Here is a 16460-nt window from a genome sequence, read left to right as displayed (position 1 = left end):
CTGAGTGGTTAAGCGTATTGCAATAACAATGCTGTGTGTCGCAAGTTTATCGGGTTGTGCCAGCTTTATTTCTAGCGGTACTGGTACGGCTCCTGTAGGTACCGAAAATGGAGCTCGGACGCTAGGACAGGTATTTATCGATTCTTCTATTGTACGTACTGCAAAAATTAATCTTTATAAACTGGATTCACGTTTTAAACAGTCAAGGGTCAATATTGAAAGCTTCCATGGCAATGTCCTGTTGACCGGGCAGGTGCCGGATGCGCATCTCAAGCAATTGGCAGAAGATAATGTCAAATCCATGAGTGATGTCAAAGCGGTGCATAACTTTATCACTGTGGGTAACCAGAGCAGCTATACTACGATCATGCAGGATACCGCCGTGACGGCGAATACGCGTGGCCTGATTATGAAAGCACCGGTGGTGTCTGACAGCAAAGTGCATGTGCATACTGAAGATGGTGTACTGTATGTGATGGGACGTCTGAACAGTGCAGAAATCGATGACCTGAATCAGGTGCTGCAACAAGTGGGGAATATCACGAAAATTGTCACGCTCATCGACAACGTGGATCAGCGCTCTGGTTATCATACTAACCAGAATTTTGCAGCGCCTGCATCTTATGCACAGTCGGGTGTTGAACAGACTCCAGTCGCCATTGATCCTGATACAGTTGAACCGACTGATGTTCCATAAGGTAGGTCAATTTAAAACGCAGCTGTCAGATCGGATCCTTGAAGTCCAACAACGTTATAAAGATTTCCGGATCTATGATTTTGGCAGTTATGCGCTGAACCGTTTAACCCCAAAACAGGGTTATAGTGTTGAAACCCAGTTAGCCTATGGCTTAAAAGCCCGTCAACGTTTTGATCTGTTTTTAAGTCATCAGCCTTTAGCGCATCGCCCCCTGATTGTCTTTGTCCATGGTGGTGCCTGGCTGCATGGTGATAAAAAGGATTACCACTTCATTGGTGAAGCCTTTGCCAAAGAAGGCTATGATGTGGTGGTGATGAATTATCACCTAGCGCCTGAATACATTTTCCCAATCTATATTAATGACCTGCATCTGTTGCTAAATCATTTGCAGCAGCATGCAGGCCAGTTAAATGTTTCTACGGAAAATCTGGTCTTGATGGGACATTCAGCCGGAGCATTTAATGTCATGTCAGCGCTATACCATCCACAAAAGGCCATGATTGAGCGGGAACAAATCCGCGCCATTATTGGTCTGGCAGGACCTTATCATTTTAACTATAAAGATGATCCAATCTGTGCAGATGCTTTTGACCAGTCGATTCCGTATCAGCAGGTGATGCCATATTATTTTGTGGAAAATACCTCCACCAAACATTATCTGTTCATGGCAGAGCGGGACAATATTGTCGGTCATTTTAACAGTCAAGATCTGGATCGAGTATTAAAAGACCATGGCAATCATAGTGAGCTGATTACGATTCCGAAACTGGGCCATATTACAATGATTGGTTCATTGTCCAGTTTGTTTAGCCGGTTCTTTGAAACCAAGCCGCGTGTGATGTGGGCGCTAGAAGATGCTTTTAAGTGAAGATCTGTGATCGTGGTAATTCCCACAAAAAAGCCCGGTATAAAAACCGGGCTTTTTTAATTAAAAACCTTAGAGCCATTCACAGGTATCATCTGCGACTGGCGTGCCTTGGGTCACATGCATGATCATGGCATGGGCAATACTGCCTTTAAACGGAATTTCAGGCAGCTGATCAAACTTGAAGAATTTCGCATCGCTAATTTCTTCTTCCTGCAATTGCAGCTCACCGCCAGCATATTCTGCTTTGAAGGCAATCATCAGGTTACTTGGGAAGGGCCACGGCTGACTGGCCAGATACTGGATATTTTTCAATTTCAAGCCGACTTCTTCCAGCGTCTCGCGACGTACCGCTTCTTCAAGTGTTTCCCCAACTTCGACAAATCCGGCAATCAGGCCATACATCTGGCTTTTGGTATTACGTGCATTTTTAGCCAGCAAAATTTCATCTTCACCACGGGTAATCACGGTAATCACACAAGGTTGCACTCGTGGATACTGACGATAATGGCAAGCTGGACAAACCATGGCATATTCAACAGCATGGGCTTCAGTCGGGGTACCACAGTGGCTACAGAACTTGTGATTCCGGCGCCATTCCAATAGTTGCACAGCACGACTGGCCTGTTCAAATTGCTGAACATTCCAAAACTGTAATAATTGACGGATTGGAACCAGCTGCAAGCTTTCAGGAATCGGCTCATCTGGAAGAAGATCACGGGCAATCACCTGATCACCCGGATTCAGCAGCAAATCACTTGCCAAAGCTTCAACTTGAGGCAGTTGAAAGTGTTGATCGACCAGTAACTGTTGCTGCTGGAAAATATAAGCAAGTGATAATTTTTTAGACATTAGGCAACGATTTTCAGTTTCTCACTACTGTCTAATGCTACCTTAAACATGGACTGTAATACAGGCTGTTTGTTCTTTAAGTTGTCGATCATCATGTCGGCACTAGCCAATGCATCCAGCGCATGATGAATTTCTGCTGGTGTTAATGCAACCGACTGTTCAATACGGTTTTTGATAAACAGGGCAGTTGTATTGAATGCAGCTTTCACATGTTCAGCATTCAGGAACAGCATGGCACCGCCAATTTCACAGAACTGGGTGGGTACAGGTTCAAGTTTGGTCAGATCTTGATCCTGCAGATAATCAGTCAGAATCTGGCTAGACAATTCAATCAACGCCTTGGTTTCATTTAACAAAGCGTTGTGTGCTTCGTCCAGACGATCCAGCGAGATATTCATGTTATTCACACGTAGCTGCAGACGGCTCGAAGTATGGTGACGTTCCAATACACCAATCGAGTTCATTGCAGATAAAATCACATTCATCAACTGCTGGGCAAAAGACTCATCTTTCAGAATATCTGCCTGACTGAGTGAAGCTGCCTGACGGTTTAAGTCATGATAGGCTTCGTTCAGATTCAGAACCTTGAAGATATTGGCCAAGCTATTCAGCTGAGTTTGAAGTTCCTGAGTTTTTTCAGGTGTCATGTGCTGATAGTTGTATTCGATATCATTGCGGATCTGGGTCATTTCAGCAGTTACCAGTTCGCTAATGGTATGCATGGTTTCAAAGTCCGGACCATATAGGTGACGGCTAAATACCTGAAGTTGCATATCTGTCAGTAGATCATCACCAATATTCAGCTGGCTACGGATTTGCTGTGCAGTTGCATCTTCCTGACTGATACATAAGCTTAATACATTTGCCAGATCAGACAGAGAGGCTTTGAAGCTGTCGGCTGAACTAAAGTACTGTGCCATGTTGCGTTCAATACTGATTAAAGTACGTAAACGTGGTTCATTGATGAGCAGGTGATCAATATTATCAAAAGCAACATGCACCAGATGCCAGTATTGCTTGCTTGGATGATTTGCTGAAAGACCTGCCAGATAAGTACCGACCAGTTTGATCGCTTGCAGGTCCATCTCGCTTTCTTCCTGTTTCAGCAGTTTGTTAAGAGACAGCTTATACAGGCGTTGCACATATTTGGATTTTTCCAGACCTGGTACTTGGGGTAACTGGAAGTCTGGAGTAATCAGGTCAAGCAAAGGTTCAATATGCTGACCTTCAGTGGTTAATGGTTTACCAAGCGCAAGTTCCAGACGGTTCAGGGTATCGAGCAGGAACTGTGGAATTTTCACTTCACGTAAGCAGATAAATTCGATATAGCGCTTCAGCATGGTGGTGCCTTCACTCAATGCGATCACATCCTGAGTGTTGACCTGCGCCGGATTCCCCATAATCTTGCGCATCAGTTCTGCTGAATATTGTGCAATTTGTGCCAGATTCGGCATATCAATCAGTGCCAGTACCTGTGCACATTGTTCGAACTGATTTAATGCATCGTCAATGCCAAAAGGTAAAGTTTGATCTTCTACCAAGGTGCTTACTGCTGATTCGACTAACTTGATCGAGTTATCAACCTCATTTTTTATTATCAGTAAAGCTGTTGGATCAAAATGTATAGAGGTTTGGTAAGACATGGATCTGCACCTTTCCTTGAGTATTATCTATATATGAGCCCCGCTTTATCGGACGGGGCCTCTTTGGAATTACTATAACTGAAGAACTGTATTTTAAAAGCGAAATTACTGCTTGAAATTTAGATTTTATTTGGCAAAAAGGCAAGGCGTTCCATGCTTTTCTTCAAATTGTTTGACCCATTTCTCATGTTCGGCAAGTTCTTCATCTGATGGAAGAATCACAGGCAATTCAATTTCGATTTTCACAGTGCCTGAACTGCCGCCTTGTTCTTCGGTATGTGACAGGGCATCCATATCAAAAGAGACTTGTCCACCAGTCATGGCCAGATAAACATCGGATAGAATTTCCGCATCGAGCAAGGCACCGTGGAAGGTACGGTCACGTTGTGGAATTTCATAACGACGGACGAGGGCGTCCAGAGAGTTTTTCTGTCCCGGATGCTTGGACTTGGCCATTGCCAGGGTATCGGTCACTTCACAAACTTCAGAAAGCGCGACAAAGCCTGCACGCTTGAACTCCATATCCAGGAAGTTCATATCAAAGGTCGCGTTATGCGCAATAATTTCGGCGCCTTGCAGATAGTCAAACAGTACCTGTGAGATTTCTTCAAACAGCGGCTTGTCTTGCAGGAACTCGTCGGTGATACCGTGGACATTCACCGAATCGCCAACCGGTTTTTTCGGATTGATATAAATATGGATTGAGCTGCCGGTGAGTTTCCGGTTAATCATCTCAATCGCACCGACCTCAATGATCCGGTCACCATCCTGATAATAGAAACCGGTAGTTTCAGTATCCAGAATCAATTGACGAGGGCCATGCAGCTCTAAGGTCGGCGGTGTAATCACAATTTGCGGATGTAGTTCGGTTGAATCTGAAGTGACTGAAGCGGACTTATCGGTATTTTCAGCTGTTTCTAAATTTTCAGTCTGTTCCATTTCTTCTACAGCCATTTCCATGCTCTCTTCGAGTTCTTCTTCACTATCGACAAGGTCCAGCCCAAAAGGGTCGTCTAGAAGCCAGTCAGGTTCAGATTTTTTTTTATTTTCAGTGATTGCAGTAACTGATTTGGATTTTTTTAAGGTTTCATCTGCACCCTGATTGGCCAGTTGATCGGCCATTTCATTGCCAGGATGTCCGGCATGGCCTTTTACCCAGTGCCATTCAATATCGCGGCCTTGGCAGGTGGCATCCAGCTTTTGCCATAGATCCGGATTTTTAACATCTTTCCAGTTTTTCTTTTTCCAGCCATGAATCCATTCGGTAATGCCTTGTTTGACATAATTGGAATCGGTATAAATGACCAGCTTGGCATCTTTTGGACAGTACTGAATGCCTTCGATCGCTGCGGTCAGCTCCATGCGATTATTGGTGGTATGATCTTCGCCACCGCAAATTTTGTGTTCCTGCTGTTCGGTAATTATGTACGCACCCCAACCGCCTAAACCCGGGTTGCCGCGACAGGCGCCATCAACATATAGCGTGATAGTGTGAGACATAAATTAAAATCCGATCAAAAAAGAACTTGCTGAAGCGGATATTGTATAACGCAAATACGCTTGATGCGTCTAGATGCACCAGTTTTTTTAATTTCTTGTAACATTTAACGTGAAATCGGGGTAAATTAATGCCTTGTGTCCACGACATGCTTCACTACAATGGCATATCTAAAAAATAAATTTATATACGAATTGTTTGGATTTCTTTATGTATAAACCAACCGCAATTTTGTGGCAGCCCGCATTACCAGCATTTTTAAAATTTTCTGTACTTGGAACGGCTCTCGCTTCCTTGGGACTGACGGGCTGTTCTTCTACACAAAGTGCGACCCAGAAAGCGTCAAGCAAGCAGGTTGGCTCACAATATCTAGATGCAAGCAGTTTGGATGGGCTGGAAGATTTACTTTCTGCAACGGATATGCGTGCGGTTGAAGGTGACCGCTTACTGATTTTGAAGCATGGTGATATCTGGAAACGGATGACCGTGGGTTTCAAGATGGATCTGAATACCTGGAATCCGCGTATTGATGCGCAGCGTGGCTGGTTTATTTCCCGTCAGCCTTATCTGGACCGCCTGAGTGCCCGTGCATCGCGCTATTTATATTACACGGTGAAAGAAGCTGAGCGCCGTGGCATGCCTACGGAACTGGCTTTATTACCGATTATTGAAAGTTCTTATGACCCGGCGGCGACCAGTAGTGCAGCAGCGGCAGGTTTATGGCAGTTCATTCCGAGTACCGGCCGTATTTATGGTCTGAAACAGACCTCACTTTACGATGGCCGTCGTGATGTGGTGGAATCGACCCGTGCGGCTTATGAATTCTTGGGCAGCTTATATAACCAGTTTGGTTCATGGGAATTGGCTTTGGCCTCTTATAATGCCGGTCCGGGACGTATCCAGCAGGCGATTAACCGTAATAAGGCCGCAGGTTTGCCTACCGATTACTGGTCCTTGAAACTGCCTCAGGAAACCATGAACTATGTGCCGCGCTTCCTGGCAGTTGCGCAGATCGTGAAAAATCCAGGTACTTATGGCGTGAGTTTGCCGCCAATTGCCAACCGTCCTCACTTTCGTGAAGTGCCTGTCGGTGCTGCCAACTTAAATGAGATTGCAGCGATTACGGGTTTAAGTCGTGCTGAACTGTATCAGCTTAACCCGGGGCATCGTGGTGATCGTATTGATCCGGAAAGTCCGCGCCGTATTTTGATTCCGGCTGACTTAAGTCCATCGATTGATGAAAAACTGAAAAAACTGCAGTCTAGTTCAAGCGGCTTATGGGCAGGTACTGTCAGTAACTCGCCTAAAACGACCACTACAGTAACTCCAAAGCCAACTGTAGCACCAGCATCAACCAGTACCACCATCGTACCTGCCAAGCAGACTCCGCCGGTGCTTGCCACTACGACTGCTAAGACTGCAACAGCAACTAAAGCTCCAACTGCGACCACATCACCAAAGCCAGCTACGACTGCACCAGCAGCAGTGTCAACCACGACGACACCTAATCTAACTGCACAAACCACCAAACGGGTCAGCACACCACGTGGTTCCGAAGCACTTGCTGAATTTGCGGCAAAAAGTGAATTGCCTATTCCAAGCGCGCCACGTATTCCGGTTGCTGTGACGCCAGTTGCTTCAGTGAAGCCTATCCAGGTCGAGCCACCAATTACCGCAGCTGAACGTCAGCAAATCCAGAAAGTGGTGTCAGCAGAAGAAATTAATAAAACCGTGGATGAGCTTTTACAACCTGTAGCGACTGCGGCTGAACAGGCACAGGTCATTGAAGAGCTGAAAGCACTGGCACCTGCAGGTACAGAAATTGTTGACCCTTATGATGGCAAGATTAAACTGACTGCAATTCAGACCAGTCAGTCTATTGCCGAGCAGCAGGGCAAGGAACTGACCAAAGGATTCTCATATCCGAAAGAAGTCGCTGTAAACACCAGTGCAGATTCAGTTGAAGCCCGACTTAATCAAGGCAAAAACTATGTAAAAACTGATTCAGAAGTCGTGGTTGTGGCACCGAAAGGTAAGCGCAGTACCTATAAGGTCTTACCGGGTGATAATCTAGCATTGATTGCTGCCAAAAATGGCGTGAACTGGCGTGATGTCGCGAAATGGAACCAGATTGATCCAAACTCTACCTTATATGTAGGCACCACAATTTATCTCTATGATGCCAAGCCGGTACAGGAAGCACCGAAAGCCAAAGAGAAACCAGAAAGCTATGTGGTTCAAGCCAATGATTCATTGACCAGTGTTGCCAGTCAGTTCGGCCTGAGCGTCAAACAGTTGGCCGATTATAATGATCTGAGTGCGACCAGTGGTTTATTTGTGGGGCAAAAGCTTTCCCTGAAAGAAAGTGCCAGCAAAGCGAAAGCTGAAGACAGTAAAAAAGCCGAAACTGCCAAAGTTCAGACCAAGTCCTATACTGTTAAACGTGGTGAATATCTGAAACTGATCGCGGACCGTTATGCATTGTCGAACGCCGAGCTTGCAGCACTAACTCCGGGTTTAACTGCTGGTAGCAGTTTGATGGTCGGACAGAAAATTAATGTTCCTCTTAATGAAGTTGAAGAACTGACTGCGAGCAGTAAGAAAACCGAAAAAGTAGAGCAGAAGTTTGAGAATGTTAAGGTTGATCATACTCCAACAGAAAGCTATCAGGTCAAACGTGGTGAAACCCTGTACAGCATTGCCAATCAAAGTAAATTGACGGTATCTGAACTGGCAGCATTAAATGGCCTGTCTGCAAACAGCGGCTTACGCATTGGTCAAACCATCAAAATTCCGGCCGGTAGTCAGGTTCCTGACAGTTATACGGTTCAATCGGGTGATACGCTGACTGGGATTGCAGCAAAATATAATCTGTCGATGGATCAGATTGCCAACCTGAACAATATTTCCCGTAGTGCCAATCTGCGTGTGGGTCAGCATCTGAAATTATCTGGCAGTCCTGAACCTGTGCAGGAAGTGGTCACCGAGACTCAGGAAAAGAATGTCAAATCAGATACTCACATTGTGAAATCTGGTGAAACCTTAAGCTCGATTGCCCGCCAATATCATCTACAATTACGTTATCTGGCAGACCTGAACGGCCTAAGCACCAATAGCAATGTACGGATTGGACAGCATTTAAAAATTAATGAAGATATTCAGATCGCTAAAAAAGAGCCGGTAGTGAAAGTCGCAACAAAATCTGCATCTTCCAAGGCGACAGAATCCTATACGGTGAAATCTGGGGAGTCTTTGATTGCGATTGCCAATCGTGTAGGAGTACCCGTTACTGATCTGGCGAGCCTGAATAATCTTAGTCCACGTGCCGGTTTACGTGTAGGCCAAACGCTTCAGCTTCCAAAGCTGGTCACTGAATACAAGGTGAAGCGTGGCGATACCTTGATCGGTCTGGCATCCCGTTATGGTATGGCAACCAATGAGTTGGCAGAAATGAATGAACTGAAACCCAATACTCAATTGCGTATTGGTGATGTGATTAAGGTTCCAAACTAATTTCTGGATCGTGAAATTGTTTAATCCCATCCATGTCTTATGGATTCTTGCTGCCCCCTGGATCATCAGTTCCAGCGGGGCAGCAGTCATTACGACGCCTTATATTGCACTGCATAGTGTACCCAAATATGCACAGGCTAAATCTCTGCCTTATGCCAATCCGCAAGCGCCCAAAGGCGGCATTCTTATTCAGGCAGCCGATGGCAGTTTTGATAATCTGAACAGCATGAATGGTAAGGGCAATGTCACAGAAGGGGTTAATTATATTTTTGACAGTCTTATGTCAAAATCCCTGGATGAGCCTGGCGTTTATTATCCTTTGCTGGCTGAGAAAGTCAGTTTCGATCCCAAGCAGACTGCTTATATTATTTTCCATTTAAATTCTAAAGCCAGATTCAGTAATGGCCAGCCAGTGACAGCCAAGGATGTGAAATACAGTTTTGATCTGTATCAGACCCAGTCCAATTTCGGCTTGCAGATGTATCTGGCAGATATTAAAAAAACCGAAGTCCTGTCACCATTAAAAGTTAAGATCAGTTTTAGGTCTCGCCATAATCCGGAAATGGCGATGATTGTGACGCAAATGCCGATCTATTCTCAGCAGGAATGGCAAAAGCGTAACTTCAAGGACATTAACCTGAAACCAATCTTGGGTTCTGGGCCTTATGTGATTGATCGCATTGATGCAGGACGTAGTATTTCCTATAAACGTAATCCACATTATTGGGGTAAAGACCTGCTGGTCAATCGTGGACGTTATAATTTTGATCGCATACAGTATCGCTATTACCGTAGTCCAGAAATCAAGTTTGAAGCTTTTAAGTCGGGCCAGTTCACACTGCATGAGGAAAAACAGGTTAACCGCTGGGTAAGTGATTATCGCTTTCCTGCGGTAGAGCAAGGCCAGATCAAAACCTATCGTTTTCACCATCACAATCCGGTTCCAACCCAAAGCCTGATTTTTAATACCCGGCGTCAGCCCTTTGCCGATATCCGCTTCCGGCAAGCTTTAACTCTGGCCTATGATTTTGAATGGCTAAATAAAGCCTTGTTTCATGGGGAATATCAGCGTCTGAACAGCTTTTTTAGTAATAGTGAACTGGCATCTACAGGCAAGCCGAGTGCTCAGGAGCTGAAAATATTACAGCCAAATTTATCCAAATTGCATCCGGTGCAACGTCAGGCGGTATTACAGGATTGGCATTATCCGCAATCAGATGCCTCAGGGTTTAACCGCAAAAATTTATTACAGGCACGACAAATTTTATTGAATGCCGGTTACCGTTATCAGCAGGGAAACCTGGTGACTGCTCAAGGTAAACCTGTACAGATCGAATTTCTACTGCACCAAGCTGAACAGCAGCGTCATCTAATGTCTTATCTACGCCATTTGAAACGTTTAGGAATTCAGGCGCATATTCGGATGGTGGAAACGGCTCAGTACTATGAGCGACTAAGAAATTATCAGTTTGATATGATTGTGGATACCATGCCGCAATCACTGACACCGGGGCAGGAACAGAAACAGTTTTGGGGCAGTCAGGCGGCACGTCAGCCAGGCAATTATAATTATGCGGGTATTCAAAATCCGGTGATTGATCGGGTGATTGATCAGGTAGTTCAGGCACAAAGTCGTGAGCAGCTGATTTATAGTACCCGAGCTTTAGACCGTTTATTGCGGGCCGGTTATTATCATATTCCGACCTATGGTACGGGTGAATACTGGTATGCTTACTGGAATATGTATCAACAGCCTAAAATCAAGCCCAAGCTTTCTGTGGGTATTGATTACTGGTGGGTGGATACCGCTAAAGCCAGAAAAGTGGCACCGTACTTAAAATATCGTTAGGTTTTCAGCTTCGGGGAGTGCCATGAGCACTTATATCGTCAAACGTTTGCTTCTTATGATTCCGACATTATTGATGGTTTTACTGATCAATTTTGTGGTGATTCAGCTTGCACCGGGTGGCCCTGTGGAACAGGCCATCTATCAGGCACAGCATGCGAATAATTTGGCGATCGGTGGTTTGCAGTATCAGGGGCAGCAAGGCCTGACACCCGAAATGCTGGAGCAGATCAAGATTCAGTATGGATTTGATCAGCCGGTTCATTTACGGTTCTGGGAAATGTTGAAAAGCTATGCCCAGTTTGATTTAGGCCAGAGCTTTTTTAAAGGTCAAGCTGTGACTGAACTGATCTGGGAGAAATTGCCAGTTTCACTGTCTCTAGGTTTCTGGAGTACCTTGCTCATTTATCTGGTCTCTATTCCTCTTGGCATCCAGAAAGCCAAAAAGCATGGCAGCCTGTTTGATCAAACGACGTCTTTGCTGCTGGCTGTGGGCTATGCCATTCCAGCCTTTATCTTTGCGATTTTGCTGATTGTATTTTTTGCAGGTGGTTCCTATCTGCAATGGTTTCCTTTACAAGGATTAAGCTCGGAAAATTTTGCTGAATTATCTATCTTTGGAAAAATTCGAGATTATTTCTGGCATATGGCTTTGCCATTGCTGGCCATGGTGCTCGGTGGTTTTGCACGGCTGACTTATCTGGTGAAATTTTCCTTTATGGAAGAACTCAGTAAACAATATGTGCTGGCAGCAAGAGCGAAGGGACTACAGGACAGGGCAGTGCTCTACCGGCATGTACTGCGCAATGCTGTGCTGGTGTTGATCGCTGGATTGCCAGAAGCTTTGCTCGGTATTTTGTTTGTCGGGAACCTGTTTATTGAAATCATCTTTAATCTGGATGGTTTGGGCATGCTGGGATTTGAAGCGATTCTGCAGCGGGATTATCCGGTCATTTTTGGAACCTTGTTTATTTTTACTTTATTGGGTTTAGTTTTGCGTTTGATCAGTGATGTGCTGTATCGGGTGATTGATCCCCGGATTCATTTTGATTCGCGAGGGTCAAAATAATGTCACCAATGCTACGCGCCAGTTTGCAACGTTTTAAAAATAATAAAACCGGATTTGCCTGCTGCATTGCCTTTATCATTATTTTTATCTTGTCACTTGGTGCTGAGCTGATCGCTAACGATAAGCCTTTACTGATCAAGTATGAGGATTCCTATTATCTGCCAGTAATAAAGTCATATCCTGAAACGACTTTTGGGGGTGTCTTTGAAACTGAAGCCGAGTATCAGGATCCTGCGGTACAGCAGCTGATTAATGCCAAAGGCTGGGCAATCTGGCCAGTGATCCGTTTTGCATATGACACACCCAATTTGACACTCGATATTCCAGTGCCTTCAGCACCAAGCCAACAAAATTGGCTGGGGACCGATGATCAAGGACGTGATGTGCTAGCACGGATTTTATATGGTCTGCGTATTTCCTTGCTGTTTGGCTTTGCACTGACTTTGCTGTCGGCAGGATTAGGTGTGCTGGTCGGTGCAGTTCAAGGCTATTATGGTGGCTGGATTGACCTGATCGGACAACGTGCACTTGAGGTCTGGAGCAGCCTGCCGATGCTGTTTATGGTGATGATTCTGGTCAGCGTATTTAGTCCAAATATTTACTGGCTATTTGTAATCATGCTATTTTTTGGCTGGACCACACTGGTGTCGATGGTGCGCGCCGAATTTTTACGGGCCAGAAATCTGGAATATGTCTGGGCAGCGAGAAGCATTGGAGCAGGGCACGGTCGAATCATGTTCAGGCATATTTTACCCAATGTAATGAGTTCCAGCCTATCCCAGCTGCCTTTTATGCTGACTGCCAACATCAGCGCACTAACTGCACTGGACTTTTTAGGTTATGGTTTGCCGCCTGAAACCGCTTCTCTAGGTGAATTATTGCTACAGGGTAAAAATAATCTCAATGCGCCGTGGTTGGCCTTATCCGGTTTTCTAACCTTGGCCATTGTCTTGTCTTTGCTCATCTATATCGGTGAAGCCATCCGGGATGCTTTCGATCCTAAAATTTAAAATGATTTTTTAAGACTGCCTTAATATCCACAAATAAAATTTGTATCCATTTGACAATATGAATTGTCAATTATGGCAAGTTGGGTTATAACACATATAAAATAAGATAAACATTTCAGGAAAGTACATGACACAATTGGCCGATTCTATCCAGATCCGTAATACCCAGTTTAAAAACCGTATCATCAAAGGTGCCATGAGTGAGGCATTGGCTAATGATGCAGGCCAACCCAATCAGGCCCATTTAAAGTTGTATGAGGCGTGGGCCAAAGGCGGTTTAGGCTGTGCGATTACGGGTAATGTCATGGTGGATTTTCGTGCCAAGAATGAACCTGGTGTAGTGGTAGTAGAAACTGAACGTGATCTGGAAAAGTTAAAAGCTTGGGCGAATGTCGGCAAACGTCATGGCATGGTGCAACTGGTACAGTTGTCTCATCCTGGACGTCAGTGCCCGAAAGGCTTGAATAAAGAAACCGTAGCGCCTTCAGCTGTGCCTTTTAGTCCGGCACTGGCGATGAGTTTCGGTACGCCACGTGAACTGCGTGAAGATGAAATTTTAGATATTATCCAGCGCTTTGCGACTTCAGCTGCCATTTGTGAAAAGGCGGGATTTGAAGGCGTGCAGCTACATGGTGCACATGGTTATCTGATTAGCCAGTTTTTATCGCCGCTGACCAATAAACGTCAAGACCAGTGGGGTGGTAGTATTGAAAACCGCAGCCGATTCTTGCTAGAAGCCTATAAAGCGGTACGTGCAGCAACTTCTGAAAATTTTGTTATTTCAGTGAAATTAAATTCGGCAGACTTTCAGCGCGGTGGCATTAGTGAAGAAGACGTTATTTATGTCTTTAAGGCGATGGATGCAGCCGGGATCGATATTATTGAAGTTTCTGGCGGAACCTATGAAGCACCCGCAATGGCTGGGGTAAAAGCAGAGAAACGTAAAGCATCAACAGTTGCCCGCGAAGCCTATTTCCTCGACTTTGCCGAAAAGATCCGTCAGGAAGTTAATTGTCATTTGATGGTGACGGGTGGCTTCCGTACCGCAGTGGGTATGAATGCAGCTCTAGATAGCGGCGCATGTGATTTTGTCGGTATTGCACGTCCATTTGCGGTCGAGCCTGATCTGGGTAACCGTCTGGTTGCAGGACAGGATGTACGTTATGCAGTTGAGAAAATTAAAACTGGTATTCCAATGATCGATAAGATGGCGATTATGGAAATCATCTGGTATGCCGCGCAATTTAAAGAAATTGCCAAAGGTAATCGACCAAATCCAAAACTGTCACCTTTAAAGGTATTTTTAAATTACGTAAAAGGCAATGTGAAGGCTGTGATTAAAGGTCAGATCAATTCACGTAAATCGGCTTAATTTGCATAATGCATTGAAGCAAAAACAGGGCATATTTAATGCCCTGTTTTTTATGAATGATCTTTCTAAGAATAAGTCATGGCTTGAGTCTGAAAAGGGAAGAGTAACTGAGAAAGCTGACGTGTTGCCCACAAGCCTACTTCCTGATGATGCATATGCGGTGCTACATAAGGAATCAGCAGATCAATCTTCTGTTCGGCAGCAGCACAGCGATTCAGACGGCTTTTCAGCTGATGGATCTGTTGCTGGTCAATACGGTTCAGCACTGGTTCCATCTGGTTATGTACTTGAGATCTGCTACGTGATGACAGACGAGCGGCAAAAGTCTCACCTTGAATCCAGTCTTTAATAATCTGTTTTTCAGTGGCATTAAATACACCAAACATTTTACCATCTGGATCATCAATCATTTTCCAGAAACGGCTTTGTTCTACAGGTGCATCTTTTACAATCCAGCCTTTTTCAATCATGACTTTCAGGAAGCCCGCAATCTGTGCCGGATCGGATAACCACTCATTAATAGTCTTGCCACTAAACTGGCATTTCTGGTTATGGATATATTGTCCAATCAGCGCTTTGTTCTGGAACACTTTCAAGGCCAGTTTTTCAGTATCCAGTTGCTTGATGATCTGGGTAGAACTTTTGCCAATGTCATTCAGCACATAACCTTTTTTAATCAGGTCAAGATACTGGGCAGGATCTTCAGCGAGTGCATACTGATCTAAATACGCTTGCAGAGATTTTTGTGCATGACCGTTGTGAGCATTATCAATGGTAATGTGTACATTGAAATAATGTGGATCAATACCGAGTTCAGACAGCTCATAATTGGTAATTAACAGATGTAATGGCAGCTGCTCATAACCCAGATTGAAACCAATTACTAATGGCAGATATTCTGGCGGCGCATAGGCCAATGCCAGTTGAACGGCTGCCTGTTCATAGTAGCTTGCATCCAGCTGCTCGGCATAGCTGTTCAGCTCATAATGATTCAGCAAGTCCTGATACATGGTGACATGATTGGCACGAGTATGACCCATGCCCAGTTCTTCCAGATAGATATAAATCAGGTCTTTGGTTTCCGGACGATTCCAGTTTTGTACAGTTGAATACAGCCATGAGCCGTCTACCAGTTTTACAGGTGCGACTTTGGCCAGGAACTCAAATGCATGTGACACAGTCGGGAAGTATTCACGTCCTTGCTGCTGCTTACGCCGCTCTACATAAGACTGGAAAATTGCGCAGGTTTGGTGGTGCTGTTCCAGAAAATATTGCTCTACATGTCTGGGTTGATCTAACCATTCCAGCCCAGCCACATCAACTTGCTGGATTAAATCTCTTAAATAGTTCTCAGCCTGTTCGGTCTTTACTGCCGTCGAAATCTGTTGATCTTGAAAGAAGTTGACCCAATCTTTAAAGTTATTAAATTGATGATTATGATTTTTAATAGATGATTCAGGCGAACTTAACTTTGTACTGACGAACATAATCTGATCCTTGCAGATATATTATGTTTCCTACCTTAACGGCATGCTTATACTACCGGTGTTGATTTTTTGTTCGGATTTATAGTGCGATTGCTGTAAATGAAAATGAATAGATAACGAGTTGAAGAAAAATGTAAAAGAATAAGATTTTTAAATGAATTATTTATAAACAAATAAAATTGCAATCGAGACAATTTGATCAAATGTTAAAAATACGAATGAAAGAACAAGCAATAAAAAAGCCCAAGTCATTATGCTTGGGCTTTTTTATGAGAAGTTAATTAAATTAACTATCTCGAATATGGCGTCCCTACGGGGATTCGAACCCCGGTTACCGCCGTGAAAGGGCGATGTCCTAGGCCTCTAGACGATAGGGACAGTGTAGAAGTGATATTTTAAACCAGAACTTTTGATTTGAAGTAATGGCGTCCCTACGGGGATTCGAACCCCGGTTACCGCCGTGAAAGGGCGATGTCCTAGGCCTCTAGACGATAGGGACTTAATAAAATATTACTTCTGAAATTGGCGTCCCTACGGGGATTCGAACCCCGGTTACCGCCGTGAAAGGGCGATGTCCTAGGCCTCTAGACGATAGGGACGTTTCAGAG

General features: G+C 44.5%; 11 protein-coding genes and 3 tRNA genes. 7 read left to right on the top strand and 7 right to left on the bottom strand.

The annotated features are described in order from the left end of the window. Positions 1–4 precede the first annotated feature (4 nt). Entirely contained in the window at positions 5–697 is a 693-nt protein-coding gene (locus AC4MCD_RS10040; protein WP_419363359.1) for a BON domain-containing protein, read from the top strand. Continuing rightward, complete coding sequence (locus AC4MCD_RS10035) at positions 687–1565, top strand: alpha/beta hydrolase (RefSeq protein ID WP_491876014.1); 879 nt, start codon at positions 687–689, stop codon at positions 1563–1565. The genes AC4MCD_RS10040 and AC4MCD_RS10035 overlap by 11 nt, the downstream gene beginning before the upstream one ends. Positions 1566–1634: 69 nt before the next feature. Here the strand turns inward: AC4MCD_RS10035 and nudC are convergent, their stop codons facing one another. From nudC to dnaQ, 3 genes are all read right to left on the bottom strand, one after another. Further along, a complete protein-coding gene (gene nudC / locus AC4MCD_RS10030) occupies positions 1635–2414 on the bottom strand; it encodes an NAD(+) diphosphatase (RefSeq protein WP_491876013.1) in 780 nt (259 codons plus the stop codon). Next, positions 2414–4057: a chemotaxis protein gene (locus tag AC4MCD_RS10025; protein ID WP_491876012.1), complete on the bottom strand. Its 1644-nt coding sequence runs from the start codon at positions 4055–4057 to the stop codon at positions 2414–2416. The genes nudC and AC4MCD_RS10025 overlap by 1 nt, the downstream gene beginning before the upstream one ends. A gap of 126 nt (positions 4058–4183) precedes the next feature. Then, positions 4184–5557, bottom strand: a complete 1374-nt coding sequence (gene dnaQ, locus AC4MCD_RS10020) for a DNA polymerase III subunit epsilon (protein WP_491876011.1) — start codon at positions 5555–5557, stop codon at positions 4184–4186. Positions 5558–5765: 208 nt separating this feature from the next. Here dnaQ and AC4MCD_RS10015 point away from each other — a divergent pair, with 208 nt between their 5' ends. From AC4MCD_RS10015 to AC4MCD_RS09995, 5 genes are all read left to right on the top strand, one after another. Further along, positions 5766–9068, top strand: a complete 3303-nt coding sequence (locus tag AC4MCD_RS10015; RefSeq protein ID WP_491876010.1) for a lytic transglycosylase — start codon at positions 5766–5768, stop codon at positions 9066–9068. A gap of 16 nt (positions 9069–9084) precedes the next feature. Beyond that, positions 9085–10917 (top strand): extracellular solute-binding protein, encoded by a 1833-nt coding sequence (locus tag AC4MCD_RS10010; protein WP_491876009.1) that lies wholly within the window; start codon positions 9085–9087, stop codon positions 10915–10917. Positions 10918–10939: 22 nt separating this feature from the next. Then, on the top strand, positions 10940–11983 hold the full coding sequence (locus tag AC4MCD_RS10005; RefSeq protein WP_491876008.1) for an ABC transporter permease subunit: 1044 nt from the start codon (positions 10940–10942) through the stop codon (positions 11981–11983). Beyond that, positions 11983–12993 (top strand): ABC transporter permease, encoded by a 1011-nt coding sequence (locus AC4MCD_RS10000; RefSeq protein WP_491876007.1) that lies wholly within the window; start codon positions 11983–11985, stop codon positions 12991–12993. The genes AC4MCD_RS10005 and AC4MCD_RS10000 overlap by 1 nt, the downstream gene beginning before the upstream one ends. Positions 12994–13120: 127 nt before the next feature. Then, complete coding sequence (locus AC4MCD_RS09995; RefSeq protein ID WP_419374404.1) at positions 13121–14365, top strand: NADH:flavin oxidoreductase/NADH oxidase family protein; 1245 nt, start codon at positions 13121–13123, stop codon at positions 14363–14365. 65 nt (positions 14366–14430) lie between these two features. On the opposite strand, the gene AC4MCD_RS09990 is transcribed toward AC4MCD_RS09995, so the two are convergent. The 4 genes from AC4MCD_RS09990 to AC4MCD_RS09975 form a co-directional block, all read right to left on the bottom strand. Further along, the gene (locus tag AC4MCD_RS09990; protein WP_491876006.1) at positions 14431–15852 is read right to left on the bottom strand and encodes an iron-containing redox enzyme family protein; all 1422 of its coding nucleotides are present in this window, start codon (positions 15850–15852) and stop codon (positions 14431–14433) included. Between the two features lie 302 nt (positions 15853–16154). Further along, positions 16155–16230: transfer RNA gene (locus AC4MCD_RS09985), tRNA-Glu, on the bottom strand. Positions 16231–16275: 45 nt separating this feature from the next. Continuing rightward, positions 16276–16351 (bottom strand) — tRNA-Glu (locus tag AC4MCD_RS09980). A 24-nt stretch (positions 16352–16375) separates the two neighbouring features. After that, positions 16376–16451, bottom strand: a tRNA-Glu gene (locus AC4MCD_RS09975). Positions 16452–16460: the final 9 nt, after the last annotated feature.

This window comes from Acinetobacter sp. CAU_H_78, assembly GCF_058599365.1.
This window is presented reverse-complemented; position numbering and strand designations above follow the sequence as displayed.